The following is a 22146-nucleotide window of genomic DNA, read 5'->3' on the forward strand; positions in this document are numbered from 1 at the left end:
TCCACCAGGTCCCGGAGAGAAGGAGACTCGGAATGCCGCACGAGGAATCAGAGAACAATCAGGTGTCCGGCCGGGCGCCCGAACCGATCGCGATCGTCGGCGTCGGCCTGCGATTCCCCGGCGGCAGCAATTCGCTCGACGAATTCGACGCCTTCCTGCGTGAGGGACGCTCCGGCATCGGCCCCATTCCGGGTGACCGTTGGGACGTCGAAGCGTTCACCCCGCAGAGCCCGGACGACAAGGGAAAGATTCACACGACGTCCGGTGGATTCCTCGACCGCATCGACCGTTTCGACGCGGCCTTCTTCAACATCTCCCCGAAGGAAGCCCAGTACATGGACCCCCAGCAGCGCATGCTGCTGGAGACCGCCTGGCAGGCCCTGGAGCACGCCAACATCGACCCGGCGCCGCTGCGCCGCGGCAACGGCGGCGTCTACATCGGCGCCAGCTCCATCGACTACGCCCTCGAACTGGACTCCCTGCCGTACGAGGACCTCGACGGGCTGCTCGCCTCCGGGATCACCATGTTCCCGCTGTCGGGGCGGCTCTCGTACTTCCTCGGCTGGCGCGGCCCGAGCATGAGCATCGACACCGCCTGCTCGTCGTCCCTGGCCGCCCTGCACGTCGCCGTCCAGGGGCTGCGCGCCGGCGAGACCGACATCGCGCTGTGCGGCGGCGTCAACGCCCTGCACCACCCGCGCATCCCGGTGATGTTCTCCAACGCGCAGATGCTGTCCCCCGACGGCCAGTGCAAGACCTTCGACGAGTCCGCCGACGGGTACGCCCGCGCGGAGGGCTGCGGCATCGTCGTACTCAAGAGGCTCTCGGACGCCACCCGCGACGGCGACACGGTTCTCGCCCTGGTCAGGGGCACCGCCGTCGGCCAGGACGGCGACAGTGCCGGCCTGACGGTGCCCAACGGACCGGCGCAGGAGAAGGTGATCCGCTCCGCGCTCGCCGCCGCCGCGCTCGCGCCCGAGGACATCCAGTACGTGGAGGCGCACGGCACCGGCACCCCGCTGGGCGACCCCATCGAGTTCGGCGCCATCGGCGACACCTTCGCCGACTCGCACACCAAGAGCGACCCGCTGCTCGTCGGCTCCGTGAAGACCAACCTCGGCCACATGGAGCCCGCGTCCGGCATCGTCGGCGTCATCAAGGCCGTCCTCCAGATCAGGTCCGCCACGATCTACCCGCACCTCAACCTGGACACCCCCTCGGGCCGCATCCCCTGGGACCTGTACCCGGTGCGGGTGCCCACCGCGTGCGAGCCGTGGAAGGCGCCGGTCCGGCGCGCGGTCGTCAACAGCTTCGGGTTCGCGGGCACGATCGGCGCGGTCGTCCTGGAGCAGCCTCCGACGGCGGTGGCACGGGACAGCGCGCCGGGTGAGGCGCCCGCGACGCCCATGTTCACGCTCTCCGCCAAGACCGCCGCCGCCCTGCGCGAACAGGTGGAGAGCTACCGTCAGTTGCTGGCCGGGGCCCCGGACCTGCCGGTCGACGAGCTCTGCTACACCGGCAACGTCTCGCGCACCCACCACCCGTACCGCGTCGCGGGCCCCGTCACCGACCGCGCCGCGCTCACCAAGCTCCTGGACAAGGCCGCCGACCACGACCACCAGGGCCCGGCCGGTGTCCGCAAGGTCGCGTTCATGTTCAGCGGCCAGGGCTCGCAGTACGCGGGCATGGGCGCCCACCTGTACGAGCGCTTCCCGGTCTTCCGCCGCCACGTCGACGCCTGCGACGGGCTGTTCTCGGCCCACCTCGGGCGCTCCATACGCGATCTGGTCATCGGCACCGCCGACGACCCCGAGGCGATCGACCGCACCGAGTACACCCAGCCCGCCCTGTTCACCCTGGAGTACGCGCTCGCCCAGCTCTGGATGGACTGGGGCGTGCGCCCGAACGTGCTCATCGGACACAGCATCGGCGAGGCCGCCGCCGCCGCGGTCGCGGGCCTGTTCAGCCTCCCGGACGCCGTGACGCTCGTCGCCGCCCGCGCCCGGCTCATGCAGGCCGTGCGCTCCGAGGGCGGCATGGCCGCCGTCGCCGCCCCCGCCGAGGACGTCCTGCCGCTCCTCGAACCCCACGCCGACCTGGCGCTCGCCGCCGCCAACGCGCCCGACCAGTGCGTGATCTCGGGCGGCGCGCAGGCGCTCGCGCAGGTCACCGAGCAGCTGCTCGCCCAGGGGCTGCGCGTCGACCAGCTGGCCGTGTCGCACGCCTTCCACTCGCCGCTCATGGCCGAGGTGTACGACGACTTCCGCGCCGCCCTGTCCGGCATCACCTTCCACGAGCCGGCCATCAGCCTCATCTCCAACGTCACCGGCAAGCTCGCCCGGTTCGCCGAGATCGGCACCCCCGACTACTGGGTGCGGCACATCGGCGAGCCGGTGCAGTTCCTGGCGGGCATCCGCGCCGTGGCCCGGCGCGGGCGCCACGCCCTCGTCGAGATCGGCCCCTCCACCGCGCTGACCGCCCTCGCCCAGCGCTCGCTGCCCGTCGCCGACCACCTGTGGCTGGCCAGCCTGCGGCGGCGCGACCGCGGCGGCGACACCACGCTGCGGGCGCTCGCGGAGTACTACACGGCGGGCCTGCCGGTCTCCTGGGCCGGCTACCACGAGGGCCGCGCCGTCCCGGCCAAGACGGCACTGCCCACCTACGCATTCCAGCGCAAGCGCTACTGGCTGCCCTCCGTCACCCCGCGCAGGGGCGGCGCGCAGGGCGGGACGGCGCACCACCCGCTGCTCGGCACCGAGGTGCAAGTGGAGGGTCACGTACGTGAGTTCGCGGCCGAGTTCACCGTCGAGGAGCTGGGCGCGCTCGCCGACTTCGCCGACGGCGACCGTACGACGCTGCCCGCCGGCGCCTACGTCGACCTGCTGCTCGCGCTCCAGGACGCCGTCCACGGCCACACCCGCGCCGCCGTCCAGGAGCTGCGGCTGCTCGAACCCCTCACCCTGACGGCCGAGACCCCGCTCACCCTGACCACCCGGCTGCGGCCGCGCGCGGACGGCGGCGCCGAGGTGACCGTCCTGACCGTCGCCGAGAAGGAGGGTGACGAGAAGGACGGTGACGAGAAGCGCGGCGAGCGGGTGCACGCGACCGCCGTGCTCGCCGCCGGGCAGGACCAGGACGAGCCGCGGCTCACCGGGCTCGCCATGGAACCCGCCACCCTGGAGAGCGACGCCGAGGACCTCTACACCGACCTCGCCGCGGTGGGCCGCCCGCACGGACCGCGCGCCCGCGCCCTGCTGAGCGCCGGCCGCCACCAGGACGGCGTGTTCACCGGCGAGTTGAGCTGCCGGGGCACCACCGCCGTCGAGCAGGTGCCCGCCGAGCTGATCGAGGCCGCGCTGGAGGCGGCCGTCGCCCTCGACCCCGAGGGCCCGGTGTTCCTCCCCCGGGAGATCACGTCCGTACGTCACTTCAAGAAGCCCCGCGGCGAGCGGCTGAGCGTCGTCGCCCGCGTCGGCACGGAACAGGACCGGCGCCTCGCCGACATCCTGGTCCTGGAGAACGGCACGCCCGTCCTCGAACTCGGCGGCGTCACCCTCACCCGCCCCGAAGACCCGTCCGGACAGCGGCAGTTCCTGCACCGCCCGGAGTGGGTGCGCCGCGCCCTGCCCGCCGTCGCGTCGGGCACGGGGCCCCGGCACGTGCTGCTCCTCGGCCGTCCCGAAGGCGCCGGTATCACCGAGGGCGCCGCTGCCTCCGCCGACGGCGGTCTGCGCGTCACGCCCGTCACGGACCCCACCGCGCTCAAGGCCGCCCTGGAGGACACCTCCGTCACCGACGTCTGCTGGAACTGGCAGCCGCTGCCCGGCACCATGTCCGCCGAGCTGCTGCGCACCGAGTGCGAGCACAACTACCGCGAGCTGCTCGGCCTGCTGACCGTCCTCGACGCCGCAGCCCAGCAGCGGCCGCCCCGCCTCTGGCTGGTCACCGAGGGCGCCCAGCGGCTGCCCGGCGACCGGCCCGGCAGCGGCGCCCACCTCGGCTCCGCCACCCTGTGGGGCTTCGGCAGGGTGCTGCTCACCGAGTCGCCCCAGTACCGCGCGACGCTGGTCGACGTCGAGCCCGGCGGCGACCTGTCGGCGCTGCTCGACGAGTTCCGCGCCGAGGCGCCCGGCGAGTACCAGGTCGCCCTCCGCGCGGGCCGGCGCCACGTCCGCAGGCTGCTGCCCGGCGACTCCACCCGCACCTGGCCCGGCGGCTTCGCCCTGCGCACCCCGGACTCCGGCGACCTCTCCGACCTCTCCCTCGCACCCGTCGAGGACCGCGCCCCCGCGGCCGGCGAGGTCCAGGTGCGGGTCGTCTCGGTCGCCGTCACCGCCGCGGACGCCCAGGCGGCCCTGGACGGCGAACAGTCCGGCGGCGCCGGTCCCGTGCTCGGTTCGCTGGCCGCGGGAACGGTCATCGCGGCCGGTGCCGAGGCCGCGTTCACCGCGGGCGACGAGGTCTGCGTACGCCATGACGGCGCCCTGCGCGCCACCCTCACCGTCCCCGCCGCCGAGGTGACACTCGCCCCCGGCGCGGCGAGCGGCAAGGGGCGGGCCGGGGCCACGGCCTTCCGGCTCGAAGAGATCGGCGAGGCGCTGCGCACCGCGGCCTCCGGTTCCCGCGCCGAGGTCTGGGTGGACGTGCCCGGCGGCCCGGACACCGAGCCCGCGCCTGCCCGCGTCCGCCCGGACCGCACCTACCTCGTCACCGGCGGTCTCGGCGGCCTCGGCCTGGTCACCGCCCGCAAGCTGGTCTCGCTCGGCGCCCGCCACCTGACCCTGGTCAGCCGCGGCGGACGGGCCGCCGAAGAGGCCGCGCCGGTGCTCGCCGAACTGTCCGAGCGGGCGGAGGTCACCGTCGTACGGGCCGATGTGAGCAGCGCCGACGACGTGCGGCGCCTGGCCGAGGAGCTGGCGGCGGGACCCCGCCCTGTCGGCGGTGTCGTCCACGCGGCCGGCTCCTTCGACAAGAAGCTGATCGCCGAGCTGACCTGGGAGTCCATCGACGCCCAGCTGGCCCCGAAGGCGTACGGCGGCTGGCTGCTGCACGAGGCCGCGGAGGAGTTCTTCCCCGACCTCGACTTCTTCGTGACGTACTCCTCGATCGCCGCCGTCCTCGGCGGCGCCACGCAGGGCCACTACGCCGCCGCGAGCGCGGGCCTCGACAGCCTCGCCGAGTGGCGTGGTGTCCAGGGCCTGCCCGGCCTCTCCGTCAACTGGGGCGCCTGGGCCAGGGTCGGCATGTCCGCCCGGCTCGACGAGCAGCTGGCCCAGGAGATCGACCGCAGCGGCGTCCGCTTCTTCTCGCCCACCAGGGCGCTGGACACCCTGGCGCGGCTCTGGCAGCGGCCCGGCAGCCGCCGGGTGGTGGGCGAGTTCGACTGGGCGCGCTATGTGGTGGGCGGCGCCGTGGACGACGCGTTCTACGACCGGCTCGCCCGCCACGACCAGGGCGGCGCGGACGGCACAGGGCTCGACCTCGCCGCGCTGGCCGCCCTGCCGAAGCCGGACCGTACGGCCCTGATCGGCGCGGCCGTGCGCGAGAAGGTCGCCGCCGCCCTGCACATGGACGCCGAGGACGACCTCGACCCGAACGCCGAGTTCGTCTCGCTCGGCCTGGACTCGCTGATGGCCCAGACCGTCAAGGGCGGCCTGGAGACGCTGTTCCGGCTGCCGCTGCCCGCCTCGCTGACCTTCGACCACCCGACGGTGCGCAGGCTCACCGAGTTCCTCGACGGACGTCTGGCCCCGGCCACGCAGCAGCACCCCTGACATCTACTCACCCTCACGACACCCACCGACGATGTCCCATGCAGCGGGGAGAACACAGTGAGCGAGCACACCACCGGAGACTGGACGCTGAACCGCACGTCCAGAGCCCACGCCGGGGGCCGGGCGGAGCACGCGGCGATCATCTGCGAGGGCCGCACCACCACGTACGGGAAGCTGCACCGGGACAGCAACCGCGCGGCCCACGCCCTGCGCGACGCGGGGCTCGGGCACGGTGACCGCGTCGCCTACCTGGGCCGCGAGTCGGAGAACTACTACCTCACGATCCTCGCCTGCGCGAAGGCCGGCGCCGTCCTGGTCCCGGTCAACTGGCGCCTCACGCAGGGCGAGGTGGACCACATCCTGCGCGACTCGGGCGCCGTGCTCCTCTTCGTGGACGACGAGTTCTGGGACACCGCGGAACGCGTCAGGCCGCAGCTCCCCGGACTGCGTACGGTCGTCCGCGTCGACGGCACCGACAGCGAGGGCGAACCGGCGCGCGGCACCGGCCTGCCCGCCTGGTACGCCAGCCACCCCGACACCGACCTGGAGCCGGGCACAGGCCCCGACGACGCGGTGGTGCAGATCTACACCAGCGGCACCACCGGGCTCCCCAAGGGCGCGGTCCTCGCCCACCGCAGCTTCTTCACGCTGCCCGCCGCGATGCGCGAGCACGGCGCCGACTGGCTCGACTGGCTGCCGGACGACATCAGCCTCATCTCGCTGCCGGGCTTCGGCATCGCGGGCATCGGCTGGTTCATGCACACCTTCAACGCCGGTGCGACGAGCGTGGTCATGCCGCAGTTCATCCCGCAGGAGGCGGTGCGGCTGACGCGGGAGCACGGGGTCACCATCACCTTCGCGGCGCCCGCCATGCTCCAGATGATGATGGCCGAACGCGGCGCGGGACCGGCCGCGTTCACCTCACTGCGCAAGATCGCCTACGGCGCGGCGCCGATGTCCGAGACGCTGCTCGAACGCTGCCTGGAAGTCTTCGGCTGCGAGTTCGCGCAGATCTACGCCAGTACGGAGACCGGCAGCGTCGCGGTCTGCCTGCCACCCGAGGCGCACCGCCCCGGCACCGGGCTCCTGAAGTCGGTCGGCAGGCCCTGCCCCGGCAACGAGGTGAAGGTCATCGGCCCGGACGGCGAGACGCTGCCGCCCGGCGAGACCGGCCAGATCTGCATCCGCACCCCCTCCAGGATGCTCGGCTACTGGAACCTCCCCGAGGCCACCGAGCGCACGGTCGTGGGGGAGTGGCTGCACATGGGCGACGCCGGCTACCTCGACGAGGACGGCTATGTGTATCTGCGCGACCGCATGAACGACACGATCATCGTGGCCGGACAGAACATCTACCCCGCCGAGGTCGAGAAGGCGCTCGCCGCCCACCCGGCCGTCGCCGACGCCGCCGTCGTCGGACTGCCCGACCCGCACTGGGGGGAGGCGGTGCACGCCGTCGTCGTCCTGCGGCCCGGGGCCACCGTCAAACCCCGCGAGCTGCTCGTCGCGCTCCGCGGCCACCTCGCCGACTACAAGATCCCGAGCGTCTTCCACTTCGCCGACGACCTGCCGCGCAACCCCTCGGGGAAGATCCTGCGCCGCGCCGTACGGGACCGGCTGACCGCCGAGGCACCCCCGTCGGCCGAGCGCCTCACCCTCCCCGTGCAGCGCCGCACTTCGGCGCGGGCGGCCTCGCTGCCGCCCCAGCGACAGCACGCCTGACGCACCCCCGACGGCCTCCGCCGCACCCACCCCGCACCTCAGCCAGACGAAACGGAGTACCCCATGCAGTCCTTCGCCGGGCCCCTGCGTATCGGCATCCTGTTACCCACCCGGGAGCAGGCCATCAACGGCGCCTACGCGGCCGCCCCGCTCCTCGACTTCGCCCGGCGGGCCGAGGCGCTCGGCTTTGACTCGCTGTGGGCGGGCGACTCGCTGACCGCCAGGCCGCGCCTGGACCCGCTGGTGGTGCTCTCCGCGGCCGCCGCCGCCACCGAGCGCATCACCGTCGGCACGGCGGCGTTCACCCCCGCCCTGCGCCACCCGCTGATCGGCGCCAACATGATCGCGAGCCTGGACCACGTGGCCGCCGACCGGTTGGTCCTCGGGCTCGGCTCCGGATTCCCGATGCCCGAGACCGAGGAGGAGTTCGCCTCCGTGGGGGCGTCGTTCGCCGGCCGGGTGGGGCGGCTCGATGAGATCGCCGCGCTGTGGCGCACCGCCTGGAACTCCGGCGAAGAGGGGCGACCGTCCGACTTCGAGGGGAAGTTCTGGCAGGCCGAACGGCTTCAGAGGCTGCCGAAGCCGGCCTCGCCCGGCGGCCCGCCGCTCTGGCTGGCCGGCAGCGACACCCCGAAGGTGCTCGCCAGGGTCGCCGAGAAGTACGACGGCTGGCTGCCGTTCCTGCCCGACGCCGAGGCGTACGGCAGGGCCCGCGCCCGTATCGCCGAACTCGCCGAGGCGGCGGGCCGCGCCCCGGACGCGGTCACGCCCGCGCTGTACGCGACGGTCACCGTCAACCGCGACAGCGCGGCCGCCAAGGCCGAGCTGGAGCACTACATCGAGCACTACTACGGGCGCTCCCTGGAGCAGATGTCGTCCATCCAGGCCTACGGCTGGGGGAGCGCCGAGAGCTGCGCCGAGTGGCTGGGCGCCTATGTGCGCGCCGGCGCCCGTCACCTCGTCATCCGCGTCGGATCGCTCGACCCGGAGCCGCAGCTGAAGGAGATCGCCGAGGTGCTGCTGCCCGCGGTACGCGCCATCGGGCAGCAGACAACCGTTGGGAGTACACAGTCGTGACCAGTGCCACCGCCACCGCCGCCCTGGGCCAGGAGATGTCCGCCGCGGGCGAGTGGTTCCACCCGGCGCAGCCGTCCGAGGACGCCTCCGTACGGCTGTTCATGCTCCCGCACGCGGGCAGCGGCGCCATCATCTACCGCGACTGGGAGCGGCTGCTTCCCGGCGACATCGCCCCGCAGGCGGTGACCCTGCCGGGCCGCCACAACCGCCGCGAGGAGATGAGTTACGAGGACTGGGACCCGCTGCTCGACGCGCTCCACGAGGCCGTCGTCGACGACCTGGACGAGCGGCCGTTCGCGCTCTTCGGGCACTGCCTCGGCGCGCAGCTGGCGTTCCGCCTCACCATCCGCATGGAGGCGGAGAGCGGCCCCTCACCCGTCCTCGTCGGCATGTCAGGCTGGTCGCCCGAGGGCTTCTTCCAGCCCACGGAGGAGCAGAGCCGGATGCCGGACGCCGAAATGGTCGAGTGGATCAAGAAGCTGGGTTCGTTCCCCGCCGAGGTCTACGACAACCCGGAGATGCTCGCCCTCGTCGTCCCCGCGCTCCGCGCCGACCTGCGCGTCGCCGCGCAGTACGTCGACGACGGCGCGGGCACCGCCTGCCCCCTGGTCTCCTACGGCGGCAAGTCCGACCCGCTCATGGAGAGCCCGGACGCCATGTCGCACTGGGCCGGGCGCAGCCCTCAGTACCTGGGCCACAGCGAGTACCCGGGCGGCCACTTCTACATCGACAGCCACGCGGAGGCCGTCACCATGCACTTCGCCCAGCGGCTGCGGCGGCTTGTGGGCCGGTCATGACCACAGAAGCGGACGTCACGGCGCTGCCGGACACGACCACGGAGCTGTCGGGCACGACCACGGCACCGCCGGGCACGACCACGGCGCCACCCGATGAGGCCACGGCGGCCAAGCCCTCCTACGGGGCGCTCCTGGTCGTCCTGGCCGGTCTCTTCATCACCAACCTCGACTTCTTCATCGTCAATGTGGCGATCCCGTCGCTGCAGAAGAACATGCATGCCACCTCGGCGGACATCCAGCTCATCGCCGTCACCTTCACCATCGGCCTGTCCGCCCTGCTGATCACCGGCGGTCGGCTCGGCGACATCTACGGACGGCGCCGCGTCTACTCGATCGGCGTGCTGCTCTTCACGCTCGCCTCGCTGGCCTGCGGAATCGCCCAGAACATGGGCGAGCTGATCATCGCCCGCGGTGTCCAGGGCGCGGCCGCCGCACTGGTCATCCCGCAGGTGCTCGGCATCCTGACGACCACGTACTCGGGCAAGCACCGGGCCGTCGCGTTCAACGCGTACGGCGTGGCGCTCGGCGCGGCCGCCGTCTTCGGGCAGCTGATCGGCGGGCTGCTGATCAAGGCCGATGTGTTCGGCATGGACTGGCGCACCATCTTCCTCATCAACGTGCCGATCGGCCTGATCGTCCTCGCGCTCACCCCGAAGCTGGTCCCGGAGTCGAAGTCGGAGGGCCGCACCGGGCTCGACCTGGCCGGCGTCCTGCTGGTCACCGCCGGGCTCACCGCCGTCGTACTGCCGCTGGTCATCGGCCGCGAGGAGGGCTGGCCCGTCTGGACGTGGCTGTGCATGGCGGCCGCCGTGCCGCTGCTCGCCGCCTTCTGGTTCAGCCAGCGGCGGCTCGCGGCGGGCGCCAAGTCGCCGCTGGTCAACCCGTCCCTGTTCCGTGACCGCGCGTTCGGCGTCGGGTCCGTCACCATCCTCGTCTACTTCTCGGTGATGGCCTCGTTCTTCCTGGTCCTCGCGCTCTACCTCCAGCAGGGGCACGGGACTTCGGCCCTGAAGTCGGGGCTGCTCTTCGTACCGCTGGGTCTCGGGTTCTTCGTCGCCTCCGCCATGGCGCCCAAGTTCGCCGCCAAGCTGGGACGGCAGGCGCTCGCGCTGGGCGCCCTGGTGGTGGCCGCGGGCGACATCGCCTTCGCGCAGACCGCCTCCCAGCTCGGCACCACGGGCTCGGTCGGCTGGTGCATCCCCGCGATGGTGGTCTGCGGCTTCGGCATGGGCATGGTGGTCGCCCCGCTCACCTCGCTGGTCCTGGAGGGGGTGGCGCCCGAGCACGCGGCGGCGGCCTCCGGGGTGTTCTCCACCGGGCAGGAGATGGGCAACGCCCTGGGCATCGCGGTCATCGGCGTGGTCTTCTTCGACCAGGTCGGCGAGCATCCGTCCGCGCAGGGCTACACCGACGGGTTCGGGTTCAGCCTGTACGTCCAGGCCGGCATCTGCGTACTGGTCGCGGTCCTGGTGCAGTTCCTGCCGCGCAAGGCCGACAAGGTCTGAACAGGGGCCCGACACCGGGCAGTCCACACGGCGGGTGCCCCGGAGCTTTTCGCTCCGGGGCACCCGCCGTTCGCGTGTCGTGAGGGCGTGAGGGCGCGTATTACGGAGACGTTTCCCGGTCCCGCCACGGCAGGGTCGAGATCCGGCCATGAGGATCAGCAGGGCGTCAGAGGAGCATCAGGGCTTTCGGCCAGCATGACGGAAAGGAATCAGCCACAACTCAGGGGGAAATGTCATGACGGTCACTCCTGTCATGCCCGGGATCCAGGAGCGGCTCGCCGCCTGGCCCATGCCGCGCACCTGCCCATACGCGCCACCGGACGCCTACGCCGAACTCCGTGGGGGCGCACCCGTCAAGGTCCGTATCAGGACAGGCGAGGCTTGGCTTGTCACGCGCTACGCGGACGTCCGCGCGGTCCTGACCGACCCGCGTTTCAGCTCGGACGACACCCGGCCCGGATTCCCCGTTCGTATACAACTGCCGCCCGCGCCCCGGGTCATGTCCTTCACGCGCATGGACGGCCCGGAGCACGGACGGCTGCGCCGCATGGCGATGACCGAGTTCACCGCCCGCCGCACCCGCGCGCTGCGGCCCTCGGTGGAGCTCCTGGTGGACCGCCTCGTCGACGAGCTGGAGCGGGGGCCCCGCCCGGCCGACCTGGTGGCGCGCTTCTCCGTCCGGCTGCCCTCCCTGGTGATCGCCCGCATGCTGGGCGTCCCGGAGGCGGACGAGTGCGACTTCACCGAACTGAGCCAGGCCGTCCTCTCGCAGGACGCCACGCCCGAGGAGATCTACGCGGCCTTCGTCGAGATGACGCGGTACCTGGACGAGCTGATCGAGCGCAAGCGCCGCGACCCCCAGGAGGACCTGCTCAGCCGCCTCGTCACGCAGTACGTGGCGACGGACGAGCTCTCCCACGACGACCTGGTGGCGATGGCCCGGCTCTTCCTGGTGGCCGGCCACGAGACCACCGCCCACCAGATCGGCCTCAGCGTGCTCAGCCTGCTGCGCGAGCCGGAGCAGCTGGCGCGGCTGCGCCGCGACCCGGACCTGTTCGCCCCGGCCGTAGAGGAGCTGCTGCGCTACTGGTCCATCACCCAGGACAACCAGGTCCGCGTCGCCGTCGACGACGCGGAGATCGGCGGCGCCCGCGTCGCGAAGGGCGACGGCGTGATCCTGGCCTACCCGAGCGCCAACCACGACGAGACGGTCTTCCCCGACGGCGACCGCCTCGACCTGGAGCGCGACGCGAGCCGGCACATCGCCTTCGGCCACGGCCCGCACCTGTGTCCGGGCGCCTCGCTGGCCCGCATGGAGCTGGAGGTCGCCCTGCGCGCCCTGGTGGGCCGCTTCCCCGGCCTGCGTGTGGCGGACGTCCCCGGGGCGGTCTCGTTCCGCGAGAACACGATCAACTACGGGCTGAACTCCCTGCTCGTGACCTGGTGAGTCGCCTGGTGAGCCACCTGGAAGCCGCCTGGTGGGGCACCTCGCAGGGCGCCTGGTGAGGCCGTCAGCGGTGCGTCAGATCCGTATCAGCACCCGGTGAAAGAGTCCTTCGCAGGTGCTACCAGATCAAGGAGTACGCCCGACATGGCCGACAGCAGCGACGCCGCGGGCCCCACCAGGGCCCTGGTCATAGCCAATCCCGCATCCGGCAGTCACAGCCCCGAACTGGTGCGCGCGGTCCACGAGTTGTGCTCCGCCCACCTGTCCCACACCGAGCTCCACCTCACCACCGCCCAGGGGGACGCGACCGTCTTCGTACGCGGCGCCCTGGAGCGGCCCGAGGGGGCGCCGGACCTCGTCGTGGCCATCGGAGGCGACGGCACCGTCCGCGAGGTGGTGCAGGGCATGGGCGGGACCGCCGGACGGGCCGCGCTCATGGTGGTGCCAGGCGGCACGGGGAACTCGGGGTACAAGATGCTCTGGGGCGAGCGTCCCTGGACCGAGTCCCTCAAGGCGGTGCTCGCCGACTCCGGGGCCGGCGGCAGCGCCCGGCTGCGCCGTCTGGACCTGGCGCGGCTCGCCGAGACCCGCAACTTCGTCTACCTGGGCGCGTGCAGCGGTGTGATCGCCGACGCGCTGATCACCGCGAAGGACATCCCGCTGAGCGGACGCGAGCTGTACGTCCGCGCGTTCACCGAGACCGCCGAGCGCTACGTCCCGTACCCGGGCCGGGTCGTCGTCGACGGGCGGGTGGTGCACGAGGGCCCGACCGTCCTCGCCAACGTGGGGGGCGGCCGCCACCGGGGCGGCCGGTACCTGGTCCTGCCCGACTCGCTGCTCGACGACGGACTGCTGGACGTCTGCGTCATCGGCGACGGCGTCGCCGCCGCCGAGGTGCCCGGACTGACCCTCGACGCGGCGCACATGGGCCATCCGGCGACCGTGTACGCCCGCGGCCGCACGATCACCGTCGAGCGCACCGACGGCGGGCGGCTGCCCCTGGAGCACGACGGTGAGTACCAGCACACCATCGGCTCCTCGGCCACCTTCGAGGTGCTCCCCGGAGCGCTCCCCGCCTGGGCGCCGACGGACCCCGTCTGAGCGCCCGCCCCTGACCGATTCGACCGTACGACCTGTGCCACCCGCACGACCCTCTCGACCAAGGAGACCTCATGAGCGACCTCAGCAACACCGTCACCCGCTACCTCGCCATCTGGAACGAGGCCGACGCCGACAAGCGCGCCGCGGCGATCACCGAGCTGTTCACCGCGGACGCCCCGTACATCGACCCGCTCGCCGCGGTCGAGGGCCACGAGGGCATCGGCGCGGTCATCGCGGGCGCCCGCGACCAGTTCAAGGGCCTCAGCTTCGAACTGATCGGCACGGTGGACACCCACCACAACATCGCCCGCTTCCAGTGGGGCCTGGTGACCGAGCCCGGCGGCGAGCCGATCGCCATCGGCTTCGACGTCGCGGTCACCGCCGACGACGGCCGGATCAAGGGCGTCTACGGCTTCCTCGACAAGGTCCCCGGGGCCTGATCTCCCCGTGGCGGCGGTACGTCATCGGCGTACCGCCGCCACGGCACTCATCGCCCGGCAGCGAAACCGTCCGGGCCCGCACAGGAAAGGCAGGGTGCGTCACATGGCGGCAGTCCTCGCCGAACGGGTGGCCCGGACGCTGTGCGAGCAGTGGGAGCCACCCCGCCAGGCTGCGCCCCGCGCCGCCACGGACACACCGCTGCGCGAACTCTCCCGGTGGGCGGCGCGGCTGCGCCCCCAGGACATCCCCTGCCGGGTCCTGAAGCTCGCCGCGAGCCAGGTCCTCTCGCAGATCGCATCCATCAGGGCGGGCCTCGCCCACCCGCTGGGCCGCAAGCTCGTCGCCGCCTTCGGCCACCCCATGCAGCGCGACCCGAGCGCCGCGGCGGGCGTCTTCGCCGCCCTCGGCTCCTGGCTCAACCTCGACGACACCGCGTACGCCGGTCACCTCTCCAACTCGACCGTCGCGGTGCCCCTCGCCTTCGCGTACGCCCGCAAGCTCGACGGGCTCTCCCTGCTGACCGCCGTCGTGGCGGCCAACGAGTGCGCGGCACGCATCACCGCGTCGGCGACCCTCGGCCCGCTGCGCGGACAGAGCGCCGTGCACACCCACCTCGCGGGCGCGGTGGCCGGGCGGCTGCACTGCGACCGCGCTCCGGCCGCGGAGTGGGAGAACGCCCTCGGCCTGGCCTTCGCCATGCCCAACTGGCCGCTGATGCGCGCCTTCCTGGCCAGCGACGCCCGGCTGTTCAACACCTTCACACCCGTACGCACCGCCATGGACGCCTGTGACGCGGCCGCCGCCGGGCTGCGCGGCGCCCCCGACATCATCGAGCACGAGGACGGCTTCCTGGCCCGCTTCGCGACCGTGCCGCTGCCCCAGGCGGTGGCCAAGGGCCTCGGCAGCCGCTGGCACACCGACACCCTGTCCTTCAAGATGCACCCGGGCGGCCCCGGCATCGACGCCGCGGTGGACTGCGCCACGGAGATCCACCGGGAGCTGGGCCCCATACGCCCGCAGGACGTGGCGGAGATCGTCGTGGAGGCGTCGCTCTACACGCTCTTCGCGGGCGAGCGCGCGGCCCAGTACGTGAACGGCCCCGGGTCACCGCTCGGCGCCCTCGTCCTCGACGTGCCCTACCCGGTCGCCACCACGCTGCTGACCGGGGAGTTCTCGGTGGACGACTTCTCCTCGCCGCGCCTCGACGACCCCGACCGCTGGGCGCTGGCCCGCCGCGTGCGCCTGGAGCACGACACGGGCATGACCCGCGAACTCTTCCTCTCGGACGCGCCGTTCGGTGAGGCCGTGCGTGAGGCGGGCCCGCTGGCCGCGCCCTGGCTGCGCGGCTTCGGCGGCGACGAACTGGTGGACCTGGTCGGCAGCGTCGGCGCGGCCGGCGAAGACTTCACCCGCTCGACGAAGGCGACCGGCGCCCGGGTCACCGTACGGCTGACCGATGGTCGTACGGTGACGCGCGGCCGGCTCATCCCGGTCGGCGCGGCGGGACCCGACACGCGCTCGCGGCACTCGGAGATGGTGCGCGAGAAGTTCCTCGCCGTCGGCGGTGCGCACCAGGTGGCGGACACCGTGGGCGCGCTGCACCGCATGCGGCCGCGCGGGGTGCGCCGCTGGATCGAGGCGGCCTTCCTCGACTGACCGCCCCGTCGGTCAGGGCACCGCCCGGTACGCGGGCAGGAAGACGTCGACGATCTCCTGCACGCGCTCGATGACGTCCTGGCGGTTCGCCTGCACCCAGGAGATGTGCTGGGCGCCGAAGAGCGCGGCCCGCAGCACGCGGGCCAGCGCGGCCGGGTCGGCGGTCTCCAGCGTCCCCGCCTTCCGGCAGTTCTCCAGAAGCTCGGTGAGCAGGTCGGTGAAGCCGACGTAGGGGATCGGCATGTCGGCCTTGATGTACGGGCGTTCGATCTGGAGCCGGGAGCCGGCCTTGATGAAGTCGTCGTCACGGAAGCCGCGGGCCACCGCCATCAGGACGTTCACCACCGTCTCCGGCGAGGACTGGTCGCCGTCCAGGACGGGGGCGATGATCTCGTTCAGCCGCCGGTAGAACTCGTGCGCCACGGTGGCGGCGATCGCCTCCTTGTTGGCGAAGTGGAAGTACACGGCCCCCTTGGTCAGCTCCGCCTTGTCGGCGACGTCCTTGATGGTCACGGCGGGGAAGCCGGTCTCGGCGAAGACCGAGGCCGCCGCGTCGAGGATCGTCCTGCGGGTGTGGAGCGCCCGCTCCTGCTTGAGGTGCGAGGTGTCATCGGCCGAGGTGCCGGTCTGGAGAGGGGACAGCGGTGCCTTGCGTTCGTTGCTCATGGCTTCCATATCGTGCTCGGTCGATCTGATCGGATCGGGGAGTGCGCGCTGGTCCAGCGGGGGGTGTGGCCTATGAGGTGCGCTTTCGGCTACCAGTGCGCCAACTGGTCTTTTTGTATGGGTAGTTGATGGTGACCGAACATGGTTTCAACCCTTGAAATATACCTTCTCGCAGGTATATTAATTCCCACGCCGCAAGGCTTCACACGTCTGTTCTCTGGCAAGAGTTCGTCCTGATTTGGGGGAAGCGTTGTCTCAGAAGTCGGTCGTGCTCATCGATAGTTCCAGAAACCGGGATGCCGGATCAATGGCTCTCACGCCACCTGGCCTCACGTTTCTCAGACCCGTCCCGCGCGAGCTGGTGCACCGCAGCTCGATCGCGGAGGTCTTCGTCACGGACGGCTGTCGTGTAAGCGACAGCCGTTTCTCGATCGCGGCCCAGTGGCCGCGTGACCATGCGCTCTACCACCCCGACCAGCAGGGCATCAGCGATCCGATGCTGTTCGCGGAGACCATCCGCCAGGCCCTCCTCTACGTGGCCCACGAGTACTGCGAGGTGCCGCTCGGGCACCGGTTCGTCGGACGTGACCTGTCCTTCGACATCACCGATCCGGCCGCGCTGCGTGTCGGCGGCGCCCCCGTCCCCGTGGTCCTCGACGCGGAGTGGACCTGGGAGGAGGGCCGTCCCAGGGGGGCGCGGCTCGACGTACGGATGCTCGTGGACGGCAAGCCCTGCGGCATCGGCACGCTGCGGGTCTACGTCATGGACGACAGGCGCTACGGCCTGCTGCGCCGGCTGGCATGGGGCGGCGACGCCCCGCCGGTCCGGGCCGTGGTCCGCGAACCCACCGCGCCGCTCGTGCCGCCGCGCCGCGTGGGGCGGCTGCGCTGGAAGGACTGCGTCCTGGAGCGCTGCTGGCCGGACGGGGACTGGCGGCTGCGCCTCGACCGCGACCACGCGGTGCTCTTCGACCACCCCACCGACCATGTGCCGCTCATGGTCCTGATGGAGGGCTTCCGCCAGCTGGGCCACCTCTGTGTGCACGAGAGAATCGAGGAGCCGCTCGGCGACCGGGCGTTCGCGCTGGTCGGCGCCCAGGTGGAGTGCGCGGCCTTCGCGGAGCTGGACGCGCCGATCAATCTCCTGGTGGAGCAGAGCGTGCCCGGCGCCACGCCGGCGGACGCCTTCCGGCTGCGCGTCGCGGCTCTCCAGGGAGACACCCTGCTGGCCAGGACCGATATGACATGGGCGGGCGTCGGCCCGCGCGACGAGCCACAGCCGGCGGGGCGCCGGCCCGAGCTGGCCTCACTGACCGGGCTTGCCCCGTAGGGCGTGGGCCAGGACGTTCCACATGGCGGCCACCCGGCTGCCCGACTCCGGCCGTTCGGTGGCCGAGCCCATCCAGAACACACCGAAGAACGCGGCCACAAGCAGGTCGGCCACGGCCTTGGCGGACGCCGAGGGCTCCCAGTGCCCCTCCTGTTGCACCTCGCCCACCAGTCGCCGCACGACGGAGTGGGTCTCCTCCAGCAGGCCGGCGGTGACCCCTGAGGCCTGAGCGGTCTCCAGCGTCAGCCGCAGCGCGGCGCGGGCGCGCACATCGCCCTGGAAGAGCTCTCCCAGAGTGAGCATGAGGCTCCGCAGCCGGTCGAGCGCCGGACCGGTGGAGGTCTTCGCCTCACCGAGGGGGAGTTCGACCGCGGCGGCCAGGTGGGTGGAGAGTACGGCGGCCAGCTCCTCCTTGTTGGAGAAGTGGCCGTAGAGGGCGCCCTTCGTCAGGCCGATCTGGTCGGCGATCTTCTGCAGGTTGGTGTTCGCGTAGCCGTATCGCGCGAACTCATAGGCGGCGGCGTCCAGGACGGCGTCGTATGTGCGCAAGGCCCGTGCTTGCTTCGGCAAGGTGCACACCTCCTTCACTGGGGATCGAACGGCGAGGGACCGACGGCGCTAAAGATACGTTCAAGAACGAATTCTAATCGGCCCTAGGGGTGTATGCCACAGATGATTCAGTCACAGAGTTCAGCAGCGGGACATCGGCGCGCCGACGGCCCCGTGCTGCCGCCCGCCGCGGTGGCGAGCGCGGCCAGGTCCGCGGCCGTCCACGCCGGCGGCGCCGAGCGGGAGCGACGGCTGCACGAGGAGACGGCGGGGCTGCTGACCCGCGCGGGATTCGCCCGGCACTTCGTGCCGCGGGCCTGGGGCGGCACGGAAGGCACCTTCGGCGCCCTCCTGGACGCGGCCGCCACGGTCGGCGCGGGCTGCGCGTCGGCAGCGTGGTGCGGCACGCTGTGGGCCGCCCACGGAAGATTCGCCGCCTACCTGCCCCCCGACGGCCAGCGCGACCTCTGGGCGGCCTCACCCGACACGCGGATCACCGCCGTGATGACGGCATCGGGCGAGGCCGTACCCACCCCGGACGGCTGGCTGCTGAGCGGCACGTGGGCGTATGCCAGCGGGGTGGATTTCGCGGACTGGCTGCTGCTTACGTCTATGGAACCGGGCGGGTCTGCTGAAACGGCTGGGCCTGCCGAACTCGCCGGGTCTGCCGGGTCTGTTGGGTCTGCCGGACCCACCGCACCCGTCAGGCCGGCCGGTCCCGCCGCCGAGCAGCCCGAGCAAGGGGCACCCGGCGAACCGGGCGGTGGTCGATGCCGGGTGTTCGCCGTGCCGCGTGCGCAGGTGGCCGTCCTCGATACCTGGCGGGCCGAGGGGATGCGCGGTACCGGTAGCCATACCGTCGTCGTCGAGTCCGTCGCCGTGCCCCGGCACCGCTCCTTTCTCATGGCCGACCTGACCGCCGGTACCCCCGGCCCCGGCCGGGCCAGGTGCCACACCGTCCCCGCCCAGCTCGGCGGCGGCCTCCTCTTCTGCGCCCCCGCACTCGGCGCCGCCCGCCACGCCCTGGAGGCGTGGTCGCAGTGGGCGGCGCGCCGCGCACGTGACCTCCCCGACTCCGCCGCCCTGCGACTGCACAGGGTCCTCGCTCTCTCGTCGGACGAGATCGAGGCCGCCCAACTCCTGCTGCGCGACGCCGCCCAGCGCGCCGACGCCGACGCCTGGACCGCGCGGGACGTCGCGCGGAACCGGCGCATCGCGGCCTCGGTCGTCGGGCTGCTGGCCCGCGCGGTCGAGCGGCTCCACCGCACCGACGTCCGGCCGGACCCGACGGCGGATCCGGGCCCGGACGTCGTCGAACGGTGCCGCCGCGACGTACGCGCGGTGGCGGGCCACCGGATGCTGCGCAGGGAGCAGGCGGCGGTGGACTACGCCCGCAGCGTGTTCTCGGAACTGTCCGAACTCCCCGAACTCTCCGAACTGCCCGCCCTGTCGCAAGTCCCCGCCCCCGTCCCGGCCCGGGACCTGGCCCTGGAGGCACCCCATGCCGACGTCTGAACGCCGCACCAGTACCGGTACCGCGACCCGTCCCCGTCTGGTCTTCTCCGATGTCGACGAGACGCTGATCACCTGCAAGAGCCTCTTGGACTTCCTCGGCTACTACATGGCGGGCCGATACGGCTCCGAGGGAGCGCTCCGCGCGGCCCGTGTCCGCGAGGACCTCGGCGCGAGGACGGCCGCGGGCCTGCCCCGCTCGGAGGCCAACCGAGCCTACTACCGGGCCTGGCGGGGCGAGCCGGTGGCGGCGGTCGAGGAGTGGGCCCGCCGCTGGTTCACCGAACGCAGCGCCGCCGAGGGCTTCTACGTACGCGGTGTCGCCGCGGAGCTGCGCAGGCACCGGGCCGAGGGCGCGAGCATCGCCCTGGTCTCGGGCTCGTTCAGGCCGCTCCTGGAACCGCTGGCCGAGGCGGTCGGCGCCGAGCACGTGCTCTGCGCACGCCTGGAACGGTGCGGCCGGGTCTACACCGGCGCACTCCTCGGCGCCCCGGTCATCGGCGACGAGAAGCGCCGCCTGGTCCGCGAACTGCTCGACCGGTACGAGCACATCGACCCGGCGGACTGCTACGGCTACGGCGACGACCCGTCCGACCTGCCGATGCTGTCGGAGGTGGGGCACGCGGTGATGGTGGGGGCGGTGACGCGCGGATAGGGCTTCGGGGTGCGGACCGACGGGTCTCGCGACTCGGCCCACCACCGGGCGCCCACGCCGAGGTGCCGACCCGCTGCGCCGCGTCGGTCCTCTGCGCCGCGTCGGTCCTCGCCTCGGCCCGCCGCATCTCGGGACCAGGAACTCGCCGTCCGCGACGGCCGCGCGCAGCACCGCCCCCGCCTTGCCCTCCGTACCGGCGTCAGCGATCGCGATGAGGACCGCGAGACCGATGGCGTTGCCCTGCTCCTGGGGCGCGACGCCGCTGCGAGCACAACTGCGGCAGTATCCTCACCGGCGTCTCCAAGCCGACGCTCACCCACCACTGGCGGGTCCTGCGCGACAGCGGCGTCATCCGGCAGCGCCCCTCGGGCCGCGAGAACCTGCTGTCGCTCCGCCGCGACGACCTCGACGCCCGCTACCCCGGGCTCCTCGACTCGATCCTCTCGGCGGCCCGCACGGACGAGGTCTCGGAGAGCTGACACCGCTGAAGGGACCGTCAGCTCACGTCACGGTCAGGCCCAGGTGAGGCGTTGCCCGCCGGGGGACCGGGACCGATATGCAGCCGTGCGCCGTGCCGCCCCTCGTCGAGGTGGGGCAGATTCCCGAGCGGCATCACACCGCCACCGCCTCCGCCAGCCCCGTCTTCGCCCCCGCCCCGCACAGCGGGACCACCGCCGTCCGCTCACCCAGCGCCCCGTCCCGCACGGCCGCCCAGCAGGCCACGCCCGTCGACTCGACGTACAGGCCACGCGCCGCCAGATCCAGTTGGGCCGCCGCGATCTGTTCCTCCGTGACCGTGAAGAAGGCGCCGCCGGAATCACGTACGGCCCGCAGGATCTGGCGCGCGCGGGGCGGGCGCGGGATCGCGATGCCCTCCGCCGCGGTGGCCGCCGCCCCCGTGGCCGCCGACGGCATCTCGCCGACCAGGTCGTCCGCGCCGGCCCGCCAGGCCTCGGCGAGCGGGGCGACCGCCGCGGACTGCACCGCGTACAGCGCGGGCGCCTTCGCGATGAGCCCCGCCGCGTGCAGTTCGCGTACCGCGAGCGCCGCGCCGAGCAGCAGCGTTCCGTTGCCGACGGGCACGACCAGGGCATCGGGGAGTCGGCCGCCGAGGTCCTCCCAGAGTTCGTGGACGTAGGTCTTGGTGCCCTGGAGGAAGTAGGGGTTGTGGACGTGCGAGGCATAGAACGTGCCGGGCGCGTCGGCGGCGGCACGGGCCGCTCGCGCCGCCGACTCCCGGTCGCCGTCGACGACTTCGAGCCGCGCCCCGTGCGCGCCGATCTGCGCCAGCTTCTTCGGCGAGGTCCCGGCGGGCACGTACACGGTGCAGGGGAGCCCGGCCCGCGCGCAGTACGCGGCGACGGCCGTACCCGCGTTGCCACTGCTGTCGGCGATGACGCGGTCCGGGCCGAGGCGCTGCGCGAGGGCGGCGAGCATGACCGCGCCGCGGTCCTTGAAGGAGAGCGTCGGCATCAGGAAGTCGAGCTTGGCGCAGATTCCCCCCGTCAGCTCCACGAGGGGCGTCCGGCCCTCGCCGAGCGAGATCGCGGGAGCGGTCAGCGGCAGGCACTCCGCGTACCGCCACAGTGAGTTGACGCGTGCCGCGAGGGACTTGAGGGGCGCCGGCGTGGGGGAGAAGTCCAGGTCGAGAGGCCCGCGGCAGACGGGACAGGCCCATTCGAGCGAGTCCGCGGCCACGCGGGTCCCGTCGACGGGGCAGAAGCGGCCCGGCAGAGCGGTCGGGGCGGGCGTGGCGGGGGTGGCAGGCGTGGCGGTCATGCGCGCAGGTTAATGCCGTGACCGGGACGGTTCGCGTAGGTGCGTGGTCCACGACCGGGAGGTCGACACCACGCATTCGGAGTCCCTGGACCGCGCCGGGGCTGTCGCCGCGCACGCGGAGTCGCTGGACCGTGT

Annotated in this window: 15 protein-coding genes; 12 read left to right on the forward strand and 3 right to left on the reverse strand. The window is 72.7% G+C overall.

Translation table 11 applies throughout. The features are described 5' to 3' along the window. Window positions 1–32 precede the first annotated feature (32 nt). From ACWDVB_RS25645 to ACWDVB_RS25685, 9 genes are all read left to right on the forward strand, one after another. A complete protein-coding gene (locus ACWDVB_RS25645) occupies window positions 33–5774 on the forward strand; it encodes a type I polyketide synthase (RefSeq protein WP_451519602.1) in 5742 nt (1913 codons plus the stop codon). A 57-nt stretch (window positions 5775–5831) separates the two neighbouring features. Then, window positions 5832–7496 carry a fatty acid--CoA ligase gene (locus tag ACWDVB_RS25650; RefSeq protein WP_451519603.1) on the forward strand — a complete coding sequence of 555 codons (1665 nt, stop codon included), beginning with the start codon at window positions 5832–5834 and terminating at the stop codon, window positions 7494–7496. 63 nt (window positions 7497–7559) lie between these two features. Further along, window positions 7560–8573, forward strand: a complete 1014-nt coding sequence (locus tag ACWDVB_RS25655; RefSeq protein ID WP_451519604.1) for an LLM class flavin-dependent oxidoreductase — start codon at window positions 7560–7562, stop codon at window positions 8571–8573. A gap of 35 nt (window positions 8574–8608) precedes the next feature. Beyond that, window positions 8609–9370: a thioesterase II family protein gene (locus ACWDVB_RS25660; RefSeq protein WP_451519606.1), complete on the forward strand. Its 762-nt coding sequence runs from the start codon at window positions 8609–8611 to the stop codon at window positions 9368–9370. Next, a complete protein-coding gene (locus tag ACWDVB_RS25665) occupies window positions 9367–10875 on the forward strand; it encodes an MFS transporter (protein WP_451519605.1) in 1509 nt (502 codons plus the stop codon). The genes ACWDVB_RS25660 and ACWDVB_RS25665 overlap by 4 nt, the downstream gene beginning before the upstream one ends. A gap of 235 nt (window positions 10876–11110) precedes the next feature. Continuing rightward, complete coding sequence (locus ACWDVB_RS25670) at window positions 11111–12322, forward strand: cytochrome P450 (protein ID WP_451512560.1); 1212 nt, start codon at window positions 11111–11113, stop codon at window positions 12320–12322. A 144-nt stretch (window positions 12323–12466) separates the two neighbouring features. Continuing rightward, on the forward strand, window positions 12467–13423 hold the full coding sequence (locus ACWDVB_RS25675) for a diacylglycerol kinase family protein (RefSeq protein ID WP_451512561.1): 957 nt from the start codon (window positions 12467–12469) through the stop codon (window positions 13421–13423). Window positions 13424–13494: 71 nt separating this feature from the next. Continuing rightward, the gene (locus ACWDVB_RS25680; RefSeq protein ID WP_451512562.1) at window positions 13495–13863 is read left to right on the forward strand and encodes a nuclear transport factor 2 family protein; all 369 of its coding nucleotides are present in this window, start codon (window positions 13495–13497) and stop codon (window positions 13861–13863) included. Between the two features lie 103 nt (window positions 13864–13966). Then, window positions 13967–15520, forward strand: a complete 1554-nt coding sequence (locus ACWDVB_RS25685; RefSeq protein WP_451512563.1) for an MmgE/PrpD family protein — start codon at window positions 13967–13969, stop codon at window positions 15518–15520. A gap of 12 nt (window positions 15521–15532) precedes the next feature. Here ACWDVB_RS25685 and ACWDVB_RS25690 read toward each other — a convergent pair whose 3' ends face one another. Next, window positions 15533–16186 (reverse strand): ScbR family autoregulator-binding transcription factor, encoded by a 654-nt coding sequence (locus tag ACWDVB_RS25690; protein ID WP_451512564.1) that lies wholly within the window; start codon window positions 16184–16186, stop codon window positions 15533–15535. 307 nt (window positions 16187–16493) lie between these two features. On the opposite strand from ACWDVB_RS25690, the gene ACWDVB_RS25695 reads away from it, so the two are divergent. Further along, a complete protein-coding gene (locus ACWDVB_RS25695; RefSeq protein ID WP_451512565.1) occupies window positions 16494–17516 on the forward strand; it encodes a ScbA/BarX family gamma-butyrolactone biosynthesis protein in 1023 nt (340 codons plus the stop codon). Here ACWDVB_RS25695 and ACWDVB_RS25700 read toward each other — a convergent pair. After that, on the reverse strand, window positions 17493–18095 hold the full coding sequence (locus tag ACWDVB_RS25700; RefSeq protein WP_451512566.1) for a TetR family transcriptional regulator: 603 nt from the start codon (window positions 18093–18095) through the stop codon (window positions 17493–17495). The two genes, ACWDVB_RS25695 and ACWDVB_RS25700, sit on opposite strands and share 24 nt — an antisense overlap. Window positions 18096–18188: 93 nt before the next feature. Between ACWDVB_RS25700 and ACWDVB_RS25705 the strand changes: the two genes are divergently transcribed. Further along, a complete protein-coding gene (locus ACWDVB_RS25705; RefSeq protein WP_451512567.1) occupies window positions 18189–19580 on the forward strand; it encodes an acyl-CoA dehydrogenase family protein in 1392 nt (463 codons plus the stop codon). Beyond that, window positions 19567–20232, forward strand: coding sequence for an HAD family hydrolase (locus tag ACWDVB_RS25710; protein ID WP_451512568.1), 666 nt, complete (start codon window positions 19567–19569; stop codon window positions 20230–20232). Before ACWDVB_RS25705 ends, ACWDVB_RS25710 begins: the two co-directional genes overlap by 14 nt. A gap of 612 nt (window positions 20233–20844) precedes the next feature. Here the strand turns inward: ACWDVB_RS25710 and ACWDVB_RS25715 are convergent. Further along, entirely contained in the window at window positions 20845–22011 is a 1167-nt protein-coding gene (locus ACWDVB_RS25715; RefSeq protein ID WP_451512569.1) for a threonine synthase, read from the reverse strand. Window positions 22012–22146: the final 135 nt, after the last annotated feature.

This window comes from Streptomyces sp. NPDC003379 (assembly GCF_053589195.1).